Here is a 16,980-nt window from a genome sequence, read left to right as displayed (position 1 = left end):
TATGGCTCGCATAAAAATTCAAAATGAGCAACTGAATTCACAGGAAAGAAATAAAGTCGTCATTATTTCCGAAGCAAAGATGTCAACCTTGACGCATTTCGGCAGTCTTGACCTGCCCCCGCGACGCACATTGCAATCGACACCGGAATCCGGCGCGCGCCGGCTGCGACGGCGCGAAGCGCCGCAAGGGTTCGAAAGTGCATCTGGCGGTCGATACTCTCGGGCAGTTGCCGGCACGGCATGTGACACCGGCCAATGAGAAGGATCACGAACTTTAATGGCTCAATTCGAGGTTTTTCCGTAAAATACGCCTTTGTCAGGGTCTCAGCCAACGGGTTCGTCATGCATCGAATTGGATTCTTCGTCTGCCATGGGCACGATGTTCTTGATCTCGGCGGACCCATTTCGGCTTTTAATCAAGTGGCGACCGCCGCTGGCCATACCCCATATGATCTTCACGTCATCTCGCAGCCTGGAGGCCCGATTCTCGGCAATTCGGGCCTTCCGATCGAGACGAAGCCGATCGGGCGGCGCACGTTCGACACCGTTATTTTCGTGGGCGGTGATATAGATCCGATGCAGGCATCGGAGAACATTGCCGCTGCCAGGAAATTGAGTGCCAAAGCCTTGCGGGTGGCAAGCGTGTGTACAGGGGCATTCCTGCTTGCTGAAACCGGCTTGCTGGACGGCCGGCGAGCAACGACGCACTGGCTATACACGGCTCGATTCCAGTCGCGCTTCCCTCTCACCAAGGTCGAGGGCGATAGTATCTATATAGCGGACGGCCGCATTTGGACGTCCGCGGGCATCGCCTCCGGAATCGACCTGGCGCTCGCCATGATTGAAAGAGACATGGGACCGGAAATTGCGCGCGCTGTCTCCAGGCTTCTGGTCGTTCCGTATCGTCGACCAGGAGGTCAGTCCCAATTCTCTGCGATGTCGCAAATGGAGCCGGAATCGGATCGTATCCGCATCGCTCTGAACTTCGCCAGAGAACATCTGGCTGAAGCGCTGCCTGTCGAACGGCTCGCCGATGCGGCGAGATTAAGTCCGCGCCAATTTGGACGGGCATTTCGTCGAGAAACCGGTGAAACGCCTGCCAAGGCGGTCGAGCGTTTGCGAGTCGAAGCTGCGCGGCTGCGCCTGCAGGATGGCAGCGAACCCATCGAACAGATTGCGCTAGCCGTGGGATTCACGGATCCGGAGCGGATGCGGCGGGCATTCGTCAAATTGCACGGACACCCGCCGCAATCGATCCGACGCCAGAGCAGATTGAACGGCAAGAGCTGATCGATGAACGGCCCATCGGCCCACCCTTGTTCGGTACTCGATTATCGACTTCCCATCAGACGCTCACCTGCCGTCGGATTTCAGGGGAGCGTAATCATTCCAGATGTCTCGATGCAACTTCCAGGCACCGTCCTGTTTCAGGAAGATCAGGATCTGCTTGCCGCGGTATTTGAGCCTTCCACCGTGGTCGCGGATTTCCGCATCCGACACCTCCGTCACGGCCTGATCGTTACCGTAGAACTCGTAATTGCTGAACGATACGGTATGAGGCGCCGATCCGGCATATCCGTTGGTGAAGTACTCGGCGATCGCGCCGCCCCCCGTCACTTTGTCGCCACCGGGCGGCAAGAGGGTGCCATCGTTCGTATAGAGGCGGCCTATCGCGTCGTAGTCCCCTCGCCCGAAGGCTTCTGCCCATCGCGCGTTCTCGGCTTTGATGGCCGCGTCGGGCGGACGTTGAAGACCGCCGGCAGTTGCCGGCGCCGCAAAGGTCAAAAAGGAGGCGCAGACTGCAAGAACAGCAGTACAAAAACGGATCTGTTGCATCTTGTGACTTCCGATCGTGGCTTGAATTGAAGAGGGCTGCAAGCGTTTCAGCGAACGCCCGGAATTCGTGCAAGACCTCTGGATGCTCCGGGCAGGTCCTTGTCGACCATCGCGATTACCTCCGGCCGCGCATCTCTCGGATGACCGGAATGGAACGGCGGAGCGGGATCATATTCGATCACGAGTTGCGTGAATTCGGCAGACTGTCGGCCGCGCAGCTTCGCCGCAACGCGAAGTGCGAAATCGATGCCCGCCGTCACGCCGCCGCCGCTCATGAACCGGCCGTGGTCGTCCTCTACGAAGCGATCCGGAACGGCGATGGCGCCATATTCGGACAGCTTGTTGACGAACGCCCAATGACAGGCACTTCGCTTGCCTTTGAGAACGCCCGTTGCGGCGAGCACGAGCGATCCGTTGCAAACCGACGTAACATGTTTGGCGCTTTCAGCCAGACGCCGGATCTGGGCTTGATACTCCGGGCGCATCGGCACCGACAAATCGGACCCGCCGGGAACCAGGATCAGGTCGGTTTTCTCGATATCGGCCAACCGTTCGGTCTTGCCATAGACGACCCCGAATTCGAGCGTCACGTTGCCCCCATCGAGACTCGCGTAGCGAACGTTCGTATTCGGGAGCCGGTGAAAAATCTCGCTGGGGCCGGCGAAATCAAGAAGCGTGCCTCCGTCGTAATTCACGATCAGAATGTCGAGGGGATCACGCGGAGCCAGCTCCCCCTTGCTGTCTGCCTGCGCAAAAACGGGGGTGGCGTGACCAAGCAGGGCTCCGCCACCCATGACGGCGCCGAGCGTGGCGACGCTTCCAAGCTTGAGAACATCGCGGCGAGAATGACCTGCTTGGGTGAGTTTCTCGCTAGAGGCGTTGTTTTTTCTATGGTCGGTCAAGTTAACCTCTCCTTTCACTTAGGCTTCCTCTGCAAGCGAAACCAGGTTGGCCAGATTGAAAACACACCACGGCGAAAAGCGTGGCGGACATGAGATCAAGCTGTGGGGCTCAAAGCTGCGAAGCACCGCCATCGACGATCAGTTCGGTGCCGACGACGTAGGAGGATTCGTCGCTGGCGAGATAGAGTGCCGCGTAGGCAACGTCCTCGGCCTTGCCCATGTAGCCCACCGGAATGGCTTCGGCGAACTCGGCCTTACGGTCGCGAACCCATTCGTCGGACATGCCCCACTTGGTGATCAGCGGCGTGTTCATCGCACCGGGTGCGATCGCGTTGAAGCGGATTTTCCGGCCGAGAAACTCGTAGGACCAGCTACGGGCCAGCGATCGCACCGCGGCCTTCGCCGCCGCAGTCAACGAGATGCCATGCTTGCCGGTCTGCGCGACGAACGATGTATTGAGAATGACCGAGGCGCCCTCCCGCAAGTCCGGCAGCACCGCCTGAAGCGTGAACACCACGCCCTTGACGTTGATGTCCATGATCTCGTCATAGAGTTCGTCGTCGATGTCGTCGACCGGGGACGGGAAAGCCCAGCCGGCATTGGCGAACACGACATCCAGGCCGCCGAACTGCTCTTTTACCTGCGCGGCGATCGCCCGCATGTCCTTGATCGAACGTACGTCGCCCTTGAGAACGACCGCATTCTCGCCAAGCTCGGCCTTCACACGCTCGAACACGGCATCATCGCGACCCGTGACCGCCACTCGGGCGCCTTCCGCAATGAACAGCCTGGCGGTTGCAAGACCGATGCCACTGGTACCGCCCGTGATTAAAACTGTCTTGTTCTTGAGCCTCATCTTCCATTCCTTTCCAAGTCGTGATTGATCGGGCCGAAAGCTCAAAACGCAATCGCGTTTGTGCGCTGTTCCGTGCTTGATCTTCCACGCGAAGTATGGAACTTGAAGCGAATGGCTCAAAGGTCGTATATCCCTCAAAAAACGTCAACCTGTCCGGGATTGGCCGCGAGACGCTCGGCGCCGAGCGAGATCGGCATATTCACCCGGCCGCGGCAGGCCGGGTTTTCAGCATGTGTTTCAAACGCGCATCATATTCAGGTTCCCAGTCGCCGATGCCAGTGACTAATATTGGTGATTGCAGCTACAAGGACTCGATCGCCACATGTCGGCAGGCCACATCATGTTGAAGCGCAGAACCTTCCTGTTGGGCAGTGCGGGCGCCGCGGGCGTGCTGGCGATCGGCTGGGCATGGCGGCGTCCCGACGACCGGCTGGCGACACCCGCGCAGCTGGCGATGTCGCGCGTCGACGTGCCGCTGAACGGCTGGGTGATGATCAGTTCCGCTAACGACGTGACGATCGTCATGAGCAAAGCCGAAATGGGCCAGGGCGTCCATACCGGCGCGGCCATGCTGCTGGCGGAAGAGCTCGATGCGGACTGGTCCCGGGTCCGCATCGTCATGTCCCCGCTCGACACGATCTACAAGGACCGTGAAACGCTCGCCGAGGGCCTTCCGTTTCGCCCCGATGACGACGGCCTGCTCGCGCGCGGCATGGAGGCGCTGGCGCGCCGCGCAGCACGCTCTGCGGGTTCGATGGCGACGGGCGGATCGACGAGCATGATCGATCTGTGGCGGCCCATGCGCGAGGCGGGCGCCACGGCCCGCGTCATGCTGCGCGGCGCCGCGGCGAAGCTTTGGGGCGTGCCCGCCGCGGAATGCGAGACCCAAGCCGGCCGGGTGCTGCACCGATCGGGACGCTCGGCGACGTATGGCGAACTCGTCCAGCTCGCACGCGACGTGCCGCGCCCGACGCATGTCGACCTCAAGGACCCGAAGACGTTCACGCTCGTCGGCAAACGGCTGGGCCGCATCGAGGCGCGCTCGAAGCTCGACGGCAGTGCGCGTTTCGGCATCGATGCGCTTCCGGACCGGCTCCTGTATGCGAGCGTCACGATGTGTCCGACGCTTGGCGGAAGGGCGCTGGATTTCGACCAGTCGAGGGTCGCCAGCCTGAAAGGCGTGACCGGCATCTTCAGGATCGACCCATACCACGGCGGAACCGGAGGCGTTGCCGTCATCGCGGACAATCCGTTCATCGCGATGCGGACCTTGTGCCAGTTGTCGGTCACCTGGGACCATGGGCCGGCTGCCGACGTGAATTCCGCGGATGTCCGCGCGGCGTTGACGCGCGCTCTCGACGGCGACGCGGGCCGCTACGTCTTCTACGCCGCCGGCGACGCCGATGCCGTGCTGGGCCGCACGAAGCCGTTCGTCGCGCAGTACGAAGCGCCCTATCTCGCTCACGGGCCGCTGGAACCCATGAATTGCACGGTGCGGGTCGATGACGACACGGCAACGATCTGGGTCGGCACGCAGATTCCGATGCTGGCGCGCAAGGCTGTCGCGGCGCTGCTGGATCTGGACGAAGACAAGGTGGTCGTAAACCAGCAATTGATCGGCGGGGCATTCGGCCGCCGGCTCGAAGTCGACTTCATCGCGCAGGCCGCCGCCATCGCGCGCCACGCGAAGGGGCGCCCCGTGCAGACGATCTGGTCGCGCCCGCAGGACATGACGCACGACTTCTACCGCCCGGCCGGTGTGGCGAGATACAGCGGCGCGATCGATGCGAGCGGCCGGCTGATCGCATGGAAAGGCATATCGGCGAGCCAGTCGGTCAGCGCGCAGGCGATGCCCCGCACCTTCGGCATGCCGGGCATCGCCGCGAAGCTGCTGCCCGACGCCACCACGGCGGAAGGGGCATTCGACCAGCCCTATGAATGCGACAACGTTCACGTCCAGCACAATACGGTGGCGCTCCCGGTTCCCGTCGGCTACTGGCGCTCCGTCGGGCACTCGCATCAGGCATTCTTCGTCGAGAGCTTCATCGACGAGATGGCCGTGCTGGCGCGGAAAGACCCGATCCGGTTTCGCCTCGACATGCTGAAGCAGCCGGCGCACCAGCGCCATGCGGCCGTGCTGCGGGCGCTCGCCGCGCTGTCCGGCTGGCGTTCGCCGCCGGCGTGGCGCGACGAGACCGGCGCGCGGCGCGCACGCGGCATCGCGATGCACGAAGCGTTCGGCAGCGTGGTCGCGCAAGTCGCCGAAGTGCGGCAGGAAGGTGACGGCTTTCGCGTGACGCGCGTGTTCTGCGTGATCGACTGCGGGCTGGCCGTGAATCCGAACCTCGTCGAGCAGCAGATGGAAAGCGGGATCATCTTCGGATTGTCGGCCGCGCTGGAGCAGGCGATCACGATCGAGAACGGACAGGTCGCGCAGCATTATTTCGACAGCTACCCGCTGGTCAACATGGCAACGTGTCCCGAGATCGTCACGCAAGTCATGACAGGCGGGACCGAGCCGCACGGCGTCGGCGAAGCGGGCACGCCGCCGATTGCAGCGGCCGTGGCGAATGCGCTGTATGCGCTCACGGGCGTGCGCCACCGCACGCTGCCACTCGTCAAGCCGCCCCAGCCTCAGCAAGGAGACGACCGATGGTGTCAGTCCGTATCAACGGGGAGACCGCTCACGTCGATTCCGAGCCCGACACCCCGCTGCTCTGGGTGATTCGGTGCGAACGGAAGCTGACCGGCACGAAGTTCGGCTGCGGCGTCGGGATCTGCGGCGCCTGCACGGTGCTGCTGAACGATCAGGCCGTGCCGGCCTGCCAGATCCCGGTCGGCACGCTGAACGGCGCGCGCATCACGACCGTCGAAGGACTCGACAGCGTCGAAGCGCGAGCACTGAAGGACGCATGGATCGCCGTCGACGTCGTGCAATGCGGTTATTGCCAGAGCGCCCAGCTGGTCGCCGCCACGGCCCTGCTCATGCGGTGCCCGCGCCCCGACGACCGCCAGATCGACGAAGCGATGAAGAACGTCGCATGCCGGTGCGGCACGTTTCCCCGCATTCGCATGGCCATTCACAAGGCGGCCGAGTCGCTTGTCCGCTGACACGGACGAATCCGCTCGATCAATTGCCGCTGGGGTGCGTCGTGATCTGGACGAAATCGGCGGCGACGTGCTCCGCGCCGTACCTGGCCTCGAACTGTTTCAACTGCCGATCGACTGCCGCGAGATAGGCGGCGCGCGGCTCGGAGGGCGGGCGCATCCCGTCGAACAGCGGCGCCGGCGTGACGAGGAGCACGATCATCTCGGTGCCGAAAGGCTTGCCGATCACCCAGTCGCCCATGCTGCCGATCGTGGCGGAGTAATTCGGCGGCGCCTGGTTGTCGCGTGCGTGGCTGCTCGGCACGAGATGCACGACGCTCCCGTTCAGCACGTAATAATCGACGTTCACGTACGAGTCGTAAGCGGGTGTCGTGATGTCGATGACCAGTGGGTTGCCTTCCGCGAGACGCGCATCAGGCGGTCGCGTGCGGATCGACGCGGTGTGCGGCAACGCTCGATTCGATCGCCAGTACGGCGCGAGTGCGGTCACGACTTCGCAATTGTGGGCATCGATCGGACGCACGTCGAGATTCGCCGTCTGCCCGCCCGGCATGCCGCCGAGCGCAGTGCGCACCCGCGCGACACCGACACCGGATTCCGCATACCCCCGCACCTGCAGCACGTGATCCTGCACCGACGCATCCAGCGCCGAACACGGGATGCGCGCCAGCGCAGCCATCACGGATGCCGGCGAGATCGCCGGCGCCGGCGGTGGCGGCACGCTGGCAGCAGCAGGGACGGCGGCCGCGGGCGCGCTGCCGGCCGCGGCGCCCGTGTTCGCGGCATTCCCTCCGTTTGCAGGCGCCTGCGCGAGCGTGTCCGCCGCTGTGCGCCTTTCGCCGCTGCGCGAAAGCGCGTGGTAGCCGTACCAGAGCGCGGCGATCGCCGCCAGCGCGCAAGCGCCCACGGCCGCCCCGACGCGCGCGCCCGATGCCGGCGTGCGGCGCTTGAATACGCCCATCCCCTCCAGGAACGGGTTGACGCCGGGCGTGCGCGTCGCGCGGTCGAACGACAACGCCGCGCTCAAGGTTCGCCATTGCGCGCGATCGAGATTAGGCGGACGCGCGGGCCGCAAGTGGTCATGGCGCGCCTGGGTGGCCGACAGCCGATCGAACGGATGGCGTCCGGTCAGCAATTCGTAGGTGACGCACGCGAGCGCGTAGACGTCGTCGCGCGGGTCCGGTTCGAGATGCTCGAACATCTCCGGGCTCGCATAGGCCGGCGTGATGCCGCCGAGGCTCGCCGGGTCGAACACGGTCACGTCGGGGTCCTCGTCGCGCCGCTGGAATGCGCGGGCAATCCCGAAGTCGATCACCTTCACTTCGCCCCTGTCGGTGAGGAACACATTGGCGGGCTTGAAATCGCAGTGGACGAAGCCGCGTTCATGCGCATACGCCAGCGCCTGCCCCATGCCGGCGATGATCGGCAACGCGGCATCGAGCGGCATGCCCGCAAAGCCCGGCGCACGCAGCACCTTGCTGAGCGGCTTGCCCGACAGATACTCCATCGTGAGGTAGACGAGCGGGCCGTCCCGATCGAAGTCGTAGACGGTGACGATGTTGCGATGGGCGAGCGTCTGCGCTTTGCGGGCTTCACGCTGAAGCGCGATCAGCGACGTCGGCTGGCCGCGAAACTGCACGTTGAGCACCTTGATCGCGATGTGCGGCTTGCGATCCGACGCCTCCAGCTTGCGGAGGTCGAGCGCCTTGTACACGGTGCCCATCCCGCCGACACCGAGGCACTCCTCCAGCACGAAGCGCCCGTTCAGCGTATCGCCGATCCCTTTCACGCGCTCGCCGTCGACGAACATTGCACCGCTCGACGGCCCGGGCGGGGTGCCCGGACGCGCCTCCGCGTGAAGCGGGCTCTCCTGGATCCGGGTTGCGTCGCCGGCGGATGCCGTCTTGTCGCGATACCGTTCGATGCGCTTCAGCACTTCCGCATAGATCTCGTCCGACAGCGGCTGCGTGGTTTGCGTCTGGTCGAGCACTTCGCGCAGCTGCGCGCAATCGACCCGGTCGGTCGCCAGCACCCGGTCGATCTCCGAGAAGAACGCGTCCCGCGACAGCGCCCCGCTCTGGAAGGTTTGAATCAGCTGCGTAAAGCTCATCATTCGTATGCCGTCTACTCAGCCTCAGCTTGCCGACCCGCATCGGCGCCTCGCGGCGCCACCACGCCATCGTCAGACGAATTCGGCTGCGCGCCGCACCGGCCGCCGGCCTTCCGACAGGATGTCTAACAAATCATACTAGTCTGCGCCAATGCCTTGTGCAATCAGTGCCGGGACTAGATCGGCAGCGCGCACGCGACCGTGCCGCGAAACCTATACTGAACAGATTCCCGGCACGCCGGCGCATCGCAGGATGCCGCGCGGCGGCCCTTCTCCCTTCCGATTTCGCGGAGCCAACCATGGGCGTGCTCGTCATCAACGATCTTCCCGAAAGCGTCGACCTCGACCGGCAGGCGATGGCCGCCATCACGGGCGGCGCGATGGTCCGCGCGCATCAGACGATGCTCGCGCCGCGGACTTTCCCGTATCTGCACACCGATGCAAAAATAGCTGCATCGACGCCTGCACAGGTGGCCGAAGCAGCGACATCCAGCGCGCGTCCGACGCTGTTGCGTTGACCGACAATCCCCTGGGCTCGGCATGCACGGTCAGGCCGCTCGCGTCGTCATCGCGAGCCGCCGGTCGGCCGGCGGGAACACGCACCACGAGCCGTCGTCGTGACGAAAGAAGAAGATCGCGATCGTGCCGGCCGGATGCGCGGCCTCGACGCAGACATAGCGGCGCCGTTGCGCAGCCATCCGGCTGAAACGCACGACGCGTGCCGGCACGAACGCGCTCGGCGCGAGCCACTTGTCGACCTGCATGCGCAGGGATGATCCGGTTCCGTTCATTTGAGCCCCCTGGTGGCGATGTCGAACGCGTCGGGACGTCGCTCATGCGGCTGCGATCGCGGCCGCCGCACACCGTCCGCCCGCCCGCCGCGCCACGAGCAACGCGCGGCAGAAGGACAGCGCGAACCGAAGCGCCGTGCGCGGATGCATGACGCACGTGCGGACCTGCTCGCTGTGGCCCGTTCCTTCCACGCACCACGTGCAGAAGTGCTCGCAGTTGTTCGTCAGCAGGCGGTAGTGGTTTTCGCCAAGGCGGGAACGCGCGCGCAGCACCGTGGCATGCCCCGCGTAGGCCGCGTGCGGATGCGAAACGATGCGCACCGCGTGACCGGCGGCGAAGCGTTCGAGCGTGACTTCCTCGATCGGGCCGCGATGCAGCGACGCGCAAAGCCCCGCGTAGTGGACGACGCGCCCGTCGCCGACATAAATGCCGTGATGGCTGTATCCGGAGCGATCGGAAACCAGGTGCGCGCCGAGCGGCAGCGCCGCGTCGCCGACGGACGGCGCAGCCATTTGCGCGATCGCCTCCGCAGCACCAGCCGCCGTGCGGGACACTGCGCTGTTCACTGGTTGAAGGTCGCGTTCCATGACTGGCTCCGTCTGCGGGTTGGCGGCCGCCCGTGTTGCCGAAGGGTTAGCCGGTTGCCAACTAACCTGCATCAAGCGTGCCAATCGTCCGGAGCCCGTCGCGCCAGGCGTGACGGGAAACGCCCGGCGAGCCGAACGCCGCGCTGTCGTCGCGCGGCCAACCATTCGACGGGGATTTTGTTGGTGCGACAGCACCAGTCGGCGCGCCGGACAGCCGTCTGCGTCCGCCGGCGCAGGTGTCGGTTGCGCGGCTACGTCGGCGCGCGCAACTGTTGGCCCGCACACAACCATTGCGGGACAAGGCCGCGACGCACTAGCATGCAAGCAACGCGTGTCGATCACGCCGTGCCTTGCTGTGTGCGGCGCTCGCCGGATCGATGCACGCACTCGGGCAACGCATGCGGGTTGCGTCGCGCATGGCACGAGGTTTGCACGTATCGGGTACCGGTCCGTCGGCCAGCCCCCATTCGGAGACGCATCATGACCTCGCTCGCGATTACCGACCTTCACATGCAGCGCGACATCGATCGCAAGACGATGTCGTTCATCCGCGGCGCCGGCGCGCCGTGGGTATTCGGCTGGATCCAGCCCTACGCGCCGCCGGCTCCGGCGTTCGGGCCCGTCGTCAATCTCTATCAGACGTACAACACGTTCTACGCGAACCAGGTTCTCAACCAGATCCAGAACATCGACGTCACGAACTCGGCGGCCGGTTCGAACATCGTGGTCGGGGTCGGCGCGGACGGCAGGAACCGGCTCGCCTAGTGGCTGTTCACGCTAATGAAAGGAATGGCGCGCCGTGAGCGCAGAACTGCAATGGACTTCGGCGTCACGCACTGATGTGGGCCGGGTTCGCGAGATCAACGAAGACGACTGCCTCGCGTTGCCGCAGCGTGGCCTGTGGGCCGTTGCGGACGGCATGGGCGGCCATTCGGCCGGCGACCTCGCGAGCCGGACCATCGTGCGTGCACTGGAACGGCTCACCGCCCCGGCCACGCTGGCGGACTTCATCGACGCCGCACGCGCCGCGCTCGACACCGTCAACGCCGGCTTGCGCGAATCGGCCGCCCAGCGCGGCGTACGCATGATCGGCAGCACGGTGGCGGTGCTGCTGGCGAGCGGCCGTCAATGCGGCTGGCTCTGGGCCGGCGACAGCCGGATCTACCTGTACCGCGACGCGCGGCTGACGCAGCTCACGCTCGATCACAGCCACGTCGCGGAACTGCAGGCGCAGGGCCACCTGAGCGCCCAGCAGGCGCGCCATCATCCGTCACAGCACCTGATCACGCGCGCGGTCGGCGCCGCCGAGCGGCTGCATCTCGACGAGCGACGCATCGACGTGCGCGACGGCGACATGTTCCTGCTGTGCAGCGACGGTCTGAGCAACGAGATGGACGAAGCCGACATCTCGGCCGCGCTCGCGTGCGGCGACTGCGCGCGCGCCACGGACGCGCTCGTCGAGTTCGCGTTGCGCGCGGGCGGACGCGACAACGTCACCGCCGTCGTGATCCGCGCCGACGATCCCGATGCGTCGGACCACACGCTCGCCAATCCAGCCGTGCGAAGCTGAACCGACAAGCAGGCGCGCGCTGCGTTCACGCGTCCTTGTCGGGCGTCGTGCCGTCCGGATGACGAAACGCTTTCGAACGGATGCCGTGCTTCTTGAGCAGCATCTGCAGGTGCGACCGGTTCATCTCGCAACGGCGCGCCAGCTCGGCCACGGTTCCGCCGGTCTCCTGCAGCCCGCGTTCGAGAAACGCACGCTCCGCCTCGTCGCTCGCGGCGCGCTTCGCGTCGCTGAGCGACAGCGGCCTGCCCGGCGGCGTACCGTCTTCCGTCGCATGAACGAGCGCCGATGCGGCTTTCGGACGGATGTCCTCGGGCAGGTGCTCGATGTCCGCGACCTCGCCGGCCAGGCACGACAGACGGTAGACGAGGTTGCGCAGTTCGCGGATGTTGCCCGGATACGCGTAAGTCAGCAGAAAGTCGCGCAGCTTCGGCGTCGTCCTGATGGGCCTGCGCTTGAGCGCCCCCGCCGCCTCGTCGCCGAAGTACGCGAGCAGCAGCGGAATTTCGTCGCGACGCTCGCGCAGCGCCGGCAACGTCAGGTGAATGACGCTCAGGCGGTAGAACAGGTCCTCGCGAAACAGCCCCTGTTCGCTCAACTGCCGCAGGTTCTTGTTGGTGGCCGCGACGATGCGCGTATCGACGGAAATCGGCTCGTCCGAGCCGACCCGCTGGATCTCGTGCGATTCCAGCACGCGCAGCAGCTTGACCTGGCCCGACAGCGGCAGCTCGCCGATTTCGTCGAGGAAGATCGTGCCGGTGTGCGCGCTCTCGAACTTGCCCTTGCGATCGTTCGACGCGCCGGTGAACGCGCCGCGCCGATGCCCGAACAGCTCGGATTCGAGCAGGTTGTCGGGAATCGCGCCGCAGTTCACCGAGATGTACGGCCTGTCGGCGCGCGACCCGTTCGCGTGGATGACTTTCGCCATCAGTTCCTTGCCGGTGCCGCTCTCGCCGTCGATCAGCACGGGCAGGTCGGTCGGTGCGGCCTTTTCGGCGATTTCGAGCGCGGCGAGCAGCTTCGGGTTGTCGCCGAAGATCCCTTCGAAGATGAAACTGCGCTCGATCAGCGCCTGCCGCCGCCGGTGCGCCGCAGGCGCGGGCGGTTCCGTCGCGTCGGGCGCGTCGGATGCATCGGACGTCTGCGGCGCGGCCACCGCCGCCTCGACGAAGCGCTCCTTGCGCGACATCTGCATCACGTCGTCACGCAGCACGTTCGCCTGGTTGAGCAGCTTCTCGATGTCCGCGCGTTCGAGCCTGGGCGCCCAGCGCAGCATCGAGCGCAGGATCTCGATCTTCTCGAGCAGGCCGGCATACGAAATCGCGGAGTTGCCGAATCCGTGCGGGTCGAAGAGTTTCATGATGTGCCCAGCTGTTTCTGCACGAGCTGGTAATACATGCCCTTGAGGGCGACCAGCTCGTCGTGCGAGCCCTGTTCGACGATCGCGCCTTCGTACAGGACCAGGATCTTGTCGGCCCGCATGATGGTGCTGAGCCGGTGCGCAATGATCACCGCCGTGCGCCCTTGCAGGATCTCGTGCATGTTCGCGAGGATGTTGCTCTCCGACTGCGTGTCGAGCGACGAGGTCGCCTCGTCGAACACCAGCAGGCGCGGGTCGTGATACAGCGCGCGCGCGATGCAAAGCCGCTGGATCTGGCCGCCCGACAGGCCCACGCCGCGCTCGCCCACCACCTGCTCGTAGCCGAGCGGCAATTTGCTGATGAAGGCATGCGCGTCGGCCATCCGGGCCACCTCCTCCATGCGGCGCCAGTCGGGGCTCGCGTCGCCGCATGCGATGTTCTCGGCAATCGATCCGGAAAACACCAGGTTGGACTGCATCACGTAGCCGATCTGCGCGCGGTAGTAAGCCTTGTCGATCGCGCTCATGTCGTAGCCGTCCACCACGATCTTGCCGTCGGTCGGCGCATAAAAGCCGACGAGCAGCTTCGCCAGCGTGGTTTTCCCCGAGCCGCTGCGCCCGACGATCGCCACCATCTCGCCGCGCTTAATCGTGCAGTTGATGTTCTCGAGCACGTAAGGCGTCTCGTTGCCGCCATAGCGGAAGTACACGCCGTCGAAGCTGATGTCGCCCTGCAGGTCGGGCAGCAGCACGCGCGAAGCCAGTTCGGCCGGCCGTTGCTCGGGCTCGATGTCGAGCACGTCGCCGAGCCGCTCCATCGCCACCGCCGCGTCGTTCATCAGGCTCCACATGCCGACGAGCCCCATCAGCGGCGCCAGCACGCTGCCCATGAACGCATTGAAGGCGATCAGCTGCCCGATGCTGAGTTCATGCGCGAGCACGAGGTTCGCGCCGACCCACAGGATCACGATCGTGGTCGCCGCATTCAGCAGCTGGCCGCCGAGCGCCACCAGGATATTGAATGCCTGCGCGCGGTACTGCACGTCGAGCGCCTTCGCATACTTGCGCTCCCACTTCAGGCGCACCGACCGCTCGATGCCCATGCCCTTCACGGTTTCGACGCCGCCGAGCGTCTCCATCAGCAGCGATTTCGCATCGGTCGACGCGGCAAACACCTCGCGCGCATAGCCTTTCAGCTTCGGGGTCGCGAGCGCCGTGAGCGCCATGATCGGGATCACGAACGCGATCAGCACCAGCGTCATCTTCACGTTGTAGAGAAACATGATCGTGAAGTAGATGAAGATCATCAGGAGATTGAGCGCGGTGGTCACGGTGGACTCCGTCAGGAACGCCCGGATCGTCTGGTTTTCCTGGAAGCGCGCGAACACGTCCCCGCTCTTGCGGCGCGCAAAGAACGAATACGGCAGCGACATCGTGTGCTTGTAGAACTGCGACATCATCGCGAAGTCGAGACTGCGCACCATGAAGTTGGACAAATGGGCGCGGATCGTGGTCATGAGCTGGGTAAACACGTGCGAAATGACGAGCCCGGCAATCAGCAGGTGCAGCAGGCTGACGTTCTGGTGCACGATCACCCCGTCCAGCACGCTCTGGATGATCAGCGGCGGGATGACGCCCAGCACCTGGATCACGAACGTCGCCAGGAACAGGTGCGCGAGGATCTTCCTGTAAGGACGCAGGTAGCCGATGAAGCGCACCCATGGCGAACGCGACTCGACCGGCGCCGCGGCCGTCGCGCTCGCGGTGAACAGCAGGCAGGTGCCGCTCCAGCCGCGCTCGAACGCCTCGACGCTCAGCTTCCTGAAGCCGAGCGCCGGATCGGCGATCCGCACCCACGACTTCGACACGCCGTACACGACGACGTAGTGGTATCCCTCCCAGTGCACGATGAACGGCAGGTCGAACCCGAGCAGCGCCTCGTACGTGCACTGCACGCCGCGCGTCGCGAAGCCGACCGCCTCGCCGGTGCGCGCGAGGCTGTCGAGCGTCGCACCCTGCGTCGTCACGTTCGCGAGATCGCGCAGCTTGCCGAGCGTCATCGCGATGCCGTAGTGACGGCAGATCATCGCGAGGCACGCCGCCCCGCAATCCATTTCCTCCGCCTGCTCGACCAGCACGAAACGCTTGATCATGCGCTCGCCGAACGCGGCGTCGGCGCCGATGTCGATCTGCAGCGGGTGGCGCCGCCGCTCGGCGAGCTTCTTCTGCCGTTGCAGCTCCTGATCGACGAAACGGATGCGCTCCTCGAGCACCTCGCGCAGTTTCGGGTTGCGCTCGAGCATGAAGTGCACGGTCTTTTCCGGAATGACGAGCAGGCGCGTATCGGTGACGGCGGTGACGGTCGCCGCCTGCTCCTGCCGCAGCAGGCACGCGCGCTCGCCGAAGATCTCGCCTGCGCCGAGCGTCGCGAGCGGATAGTCGTTGCCGTCCTCGTGGCACGACACGCTCACCTCGCCCTGGCGCACCACATACAGCCGCAGGTCGCCGCCCGGCCCCTGCCGGACGATCTCCTTGCCGGCCGCGACGCGCTTCACGCCGACGCTCGACACGTACTCCTCGAGCTCGGCGCGCGTCAGCTTGCCGCGCAGGTCGAACAGCCGCGTCACGAAGCCGCCGGCCGAGCTGATCGCGACATAGCTCGTCACGAATGCCTGCGCGGCGGGGTTGTCGCGCAGCATCGGCTCGATCGCGCTGCGCGGGATGCACAGCACCTCGGTCTTCTTCGACGCGCGCACCGACACCTCGTGCCAGCAGTCGCGCAGCATCGCCATTTCGCCGAATACTTCGCCTTCCTTGCGCACGCCGACGCTGGTTTCCTTGCCGCGCTCGTCGGCGATCAGGCGCACGGCCCCGGATCGCAGCACATACAGGCCCTCGGCCGGATCGCCATGGTTGCAGACGGTGTCGCCGAACGCGTAGGTGCGCACCTGCGCATGCGCGGCCAGGCGATCGAGTTCGTCGCGCGAGAACAGCGACAGCGGCTCCACCGACGCGAGAAACTCCGCGAGCGACGGGGTGCTGGCCGGAGCGGGGGCTGGTGCGTCCATCGGTGCGGTTCTCCGTGTTCAGCGTGCCTCGATGATGTGTTCCTGCGCGCGCTCGGCGAGCCATTCCTCGCGCAGCAGGCGGCGCACCTCCGACGCGACGTCGGCGTCGAGCGCGGCCGGGTGTTTCGCGGTGACCGAGAAGATCTCGAAGAACGAGCCGTCGGGCGCCGCGAACGGCCCGAGCAGGTCGCCCACGTGCGCGTTGAACACCTTGGCCTCGATATCCGTCTTCAGCGAGCCGCGCAGCACCTTGCCGATCACGCCGCCGCGCTCGCTCGTGTCGGCGATCGAATGCTCGCGCGCCATGTCGCCGAAGCAGTCCGGGTCGTCCTCCAGGGTCGCCATCATCTCGCGCGCCTTGCCTTCCGAATCGAGCACGATGTGGCTGACCTCGATGCTGTCGAACTTCGGCGAATTGAGCTTGAAGTACGCTTCGACGGCCGCGTCGCTGCACACGGTGTCGAACGTTTTCTCCTGGTACAGCGTGTCCGTGATGAACCGTTCGAACTCGTCGAGACTGATGCCGAACACGTCCAGGTAGCGGTTCATGTCCGCGGCGCGGTGCAGGCCGCGCACGCGGCGGAACTGGTCGGCGCGCTCCTGGATTTCTGCCGGGCTCACCTGCATGCCCATCTTCCTCGCCGCGATCACCGTCAGCCGGTCGCGAACCTGCTGCTCGACGAGGCCCTCGAACTGCCCGCTGAGCTTCAGCACGCGGATGAAGTCGTCGGTGCCGATCACGTCGTCGTCGATACGCACTATTGCCGTCATCTCGTTCCCCTTGATCCCCTTCC

At 65.3% G+C, this 16,980-nt stretch carries 15 protein-coding genes and 1 pseudogene; 7 read left to right on the top strand and 9 right to left on the bottom strand.

Going from position 1 to position 16,980, the window contains the following annotated elements; translation table 11 throughout:
- Positions 1-124 precede the first annotated feature (124 nt).
- Positions 125-266 (top strand): annotated as a pseudogene (locus HWX31_RS08695) (IS5/IS1182 family transposase); the annotation flags it as partial.
- 76 nt (positions 267-342) lie between these two features.
- Positions 343-1,290: a GlxA family transcriptional regulator gene (locus HWX31_RS08690; RefSeq protein ID WP_174959347.1), complete on the top strand. Its 948-nt coding sequence runs from the start codon at positions 343-345 to the stop codon at positions 1,288-1,290.
- Positions 1,291-1,353: 63 nt separating this feature from the next.
- Here HWX31_RS08690 and HWX31_RS08685 read toward each other — a convergent pair whose 3' ends face one another.
- The 3 genes from HWX31_RS08685 to HWX31_RS08675 all read right to left on the bottom strand — a co-directional run bounded on the left by HWX31_RS08685 (position 1,354) and on the right by HWX31_RS08675 (position 3,594).
- A complete protein-coding gene (locus tag HWX31_RS08685) occupies positions 1,354-1,836 on the bottom strand; it encodes a YybH family protein (protein WP_174959158.1) in 483 nt (160 codons plus the stop codon).
- Positions 1,837-1,883: 47 nt separating this feature from the next.
- On the bottom strand, positions 1,884-2,738 hold the full coding sequence (locus HWX31_RS08680; protein WP_174959160.1) for a DJ-1/PfpI family protein: 855 nt from the start codon (positions 2,736-2,738) through the stop codon (positions 1,884-1,886).
- 109 nt (positions 2,739-2,847) lie between these two features.
- A complete protein-coding gene (locus HWX31_RS08675) occupies positions 2,848-3,594 on the bottom strand; it encodes an SDR family oxidoreductase (RefSeq protein ID WP_174959162.1) in 747 nt (248 codons plus the stop codon).
- Positions 3,595-3,934: 340 nt separating this feature from the next.
- On the opposite strand from HWX31_RS08675, the gene HWX31_RS08670 reads away from it, so the two are divergent.
- Together HWX31_RS08670 and HWX31_RS08665 are read left to right on the top strand one after the other, a co-directional pair.
- On the top strand, positions 3,935-6,319 hold the full coding sequence (locus HWX31_RS08670) for a xanthine dehydrogenase family protein molybdopterin-binding subunit (RefSeq protein ID WP_174959164.1): 2,385 nt from the start codon (positions 3,935-3,937) through the stop codon (positions 6,317-6,319).
- Positions 6,247-6,705 (top strand): (2Fe-2S)-binding protein, encoded by a 459-nt coding sequence (locus tag HWX31_RS08665; RefSeq protein WP_174959166.1) that lies wholly within the window; start codon positions 6,247-6,249, stop codon positions 6,703-6,705. The genes HWX31_RS08670 and HWX31_RS08665 overlap by 73 nt, the downstream gene beginning before the upstream one ends.
- A 19-nt stretch (positions 6,706-6,724) precedes the next feature.
- Here HWX31_RS08665 and HWX31_RS08660 read toward each other — a convergent pair whose 3' ends face one another.
- On the bottom strand, positions 6,725-8,815 hold the full coding sequence (locus HWX31_RS08660; RefSeq protein ID WP_174959168.1) for a serine/threonine protein kinase: 2,091 nt from the start codon (positions 8,813-8,815) through the stop codon (positions 6,725-6,727).
- 296 nt (positions 8,816-9,111) lie between these two features.
- Here HWX31_RS08660 and HWX31_RS08655 point away from each other — a divergent pair, with 296 nt between their 5' ends.
- Positions 9,112-9,330 carry a hypothetical protein gene (locus HWX31_RS08655; RefSeq protein WP_174959069.1) on the top strand — a complete coding sequence of 73 codons (219 nt, stop codon included), beginning with the start codon at positions 9,112-9,114 and terminating at the stop codon, positions 9,328-9,330.
- A 30-nt stretch (positions 9,331-9,360) separates the two neighbouring features.
- On the opposite strand, the gene HWX31_RS08650 is transcribed toward HWX31_RS08655, so the two are convergent.
- On the bottom strand, positions 9,361-9,603 hold the full coding sequence (locus HWX31_RS08650) for a hypothetical protein (protein WP_059615470.1): 243 nt from the start codon (positions 9,601-9,603) through the stop codon (positions 9,361-9,363).
- Between the two features lie 42 nt (positions 9,604-9,645).
- Positions 9,646-10,116 carry a lecithin retinol acyltransferase family protein gene (locus tag HWX31_RS08645; RefSeq protein WP_174959170.1) on the bottom strand — a complete coding sequence of 157 codons (471 nt, stop codon included), beginning with the start codon at positions 10,114-10,116 and terminating at the stop codon, positions 9,646-9,648.
- Positions 10,117-10,671: 555 nt separating this feature from the next.
- Between HWX31_RS08645 and HWX31_RS08640 the strand changes: the two genes are divergently transcribed.
- Both HWX31_RS08640 and HWX31_RS08635 read left to right on the top strand, forming a co-directional pair.
- Positions 10,672-10,956 carry a hypothetical protein gene (locus HWX31_RS08640; protein WP_042585400.1) on the top strand — a complete coding sequence of 95 codons (285 nt, stop codon included), beginning with the start codon at positions 10,672-10,674 and terminating at the stop codon, positions 10,954-10,956.
- 34 nt (positions 10,957-10,990) lie between these two features.
- On the top strand, positions 10,991-11,761 hold the full coding sequence (locus HWX31_RS08635) for a PP2C family protein-serine/threonine phosphatase (RefSeq protein WP_174959172.1): 771 nt from the start codon (positions 10,991-10,993) through the stop codon (positions 11,759-11,761).
- Positions 11,762-11,786: 25 nt separating this feature from the next.
- On the opposite strand, the gene HWX31_RS08630 is transcribed toward HWX31_RS08635, so the two are convergent.
- Genes HWX31_RS08630 through HWX31_RS08620 form a run of 3 tightly spaced genes read right to left on the bottom strand, consistent with a single transcriptional unit; the run spans position 11,787 to position 16,957 of the window.
- Positions 11,787-13,118, bottom strand: coding sequence for a sigma-54 interaction domain-containing protein (locus HWX31_RS08630; protein ID WP_174959174.1), 1,332 nt, complete (start codon positions 13,116-13,118; stop codon positions 11,787-11,789).
- Positions 13,115-16,186, bottom strand: coding sequence for a peptidase domain-containing ABC transporter (locus tag HWX31_RS08625; protein WP_174959176.1), 3,072 nt, complete (start codon positions 16,184-16,186; stop codon positions 13,115-13,117). The genes HWX31_RS08630 and HWX31_RS08625 overlap by 4 nt, the downstream gene beginning before the upstream one ends.
- A gap of 18 nt (positions 16,187-16,204) precedes the next feature.
- Positions 16,205-16,957 (bottom strand): peptidylprolyl isomerase, encoded by a 753-nt coding sequence (locus tag HWX31_RS08620; RefSeq protein ID WP_059657389.1) that lies wholly within the window; start codon positions 16,955-16,957, stop codon positions 16,205-16,207.
- Positions 16,958-16,980 lie beyond the last annotated feature (23 nt).

This window comes from Burkholderia ubonensis, from assembly GCF_902833085.1.
Lineage (GTDB): Bacteria > Pseudomonadota > Gammaproteobacteria > Burkholderiales > Burkholderiaceae > Burkholderia > Burkholderia ubonensis.
The sequence above is the reverse complement of the archived record's forward strand: the minus strand, read 5'-3'. Positions and strand labels throughout refer to the sequence as shown.

Excerpts from the sequence above, each read along its gene's own strand:
- HWX31_RS08670 (WP_174959164.1), top strand. The coding sequence starts at position 3,935 with ATGTTGAAGCGCAGAACCTTCCTGTTGGGCAGTGCGGGCGCCGCGGGC.
- HWX31_RS08630 (WP_174959174.1), bottom strand. The coding sequence starts at position 13,118 with ATGAAACTCTTCGACCCGCACGGATTCGGCAACTCCGCGATTTCGTAT.
- HWX31_RS08685 (WP_174959158.1), bottom strand. The coding sequence starts at position 1,836 with ATGCAACAGATCCGTTTTTGTACTGCTGTTCTTGCAGTCTGCGCCTCC.
- HWX31_RS08675 (WP_174959162.1), bottom strand. The coding sequence starts at position 3,594 with ATGAGGCTCAAGAACAAGACAGTTTTAATCACGGGCGGTACCAGTGGC.
- HWX31_RS08655 (WP_174959069.1), top strand. The coding sequence starts at position 9,112 with ATGGGCGTGCTCGTCATCAACGATCTTCCCGAAAGCGTCGACCTCGAC.
- HWX31_RS08625 (WP_174959176.1), bottom strand. The coding sequence starts at position 16,186 with ATGGACGCACCAGCCCCCGCTCCGGCCAGCACCCCGTCGCTCGCGGAG.
- HWX31_RS08665 (WP_174959166.1), top strand. The coding sequence starts at position 6,247 with ATGGTGTCAGTCCGTATCAACGGGGAGACCGCTCACGTCGATTCCGAG.
- HWX31_RS08620 (WP_059657389.1), bottom strand. The coding sequence starts at position 16,957 with ATGACGGCAATAGTGCGTATCGACGACGACGTGATCGGCACCGACGAC.
- HWX31_RS08645 (WP_174959170.1), bottom strand. The coding sequence starts at position 10,116 with ATGGCTGCGCCGTCCGTCGGCGACGCGGCGCTGCCGCTCGGCGCGCAC.
- HWX31_RS08690 (WP_174959347.1), top strand. The coding sequence starts at position 343 with ATGCATCGAATTGGATTCTTCGTCTGCCATGGGCACGATGTTCTTGAT.
- HWX31_RS08650 (WP_059615470.1), bottom strand. The coding sequence starts at position 9,603 with ATGAACGGAACCGGATCATCCCTGCGCATGCAGGTCGACAAGTGGCTC.
- HWX31_RS08660 (WP_174959168.1), bottom strand. The coding sequence starts at position 8,815 with ATGATGAGCTTTACGCAGCTGATTCAAACCTTCCAGAGCGGGGCGCTG.
- HWX31_RS08640 (WP_042585400.1), top strand. The coding sequence starts at position 10,672 with ATGACCTCGCTCGCGATTACCGACCTTCACATGCAGCGCGACATCGAT.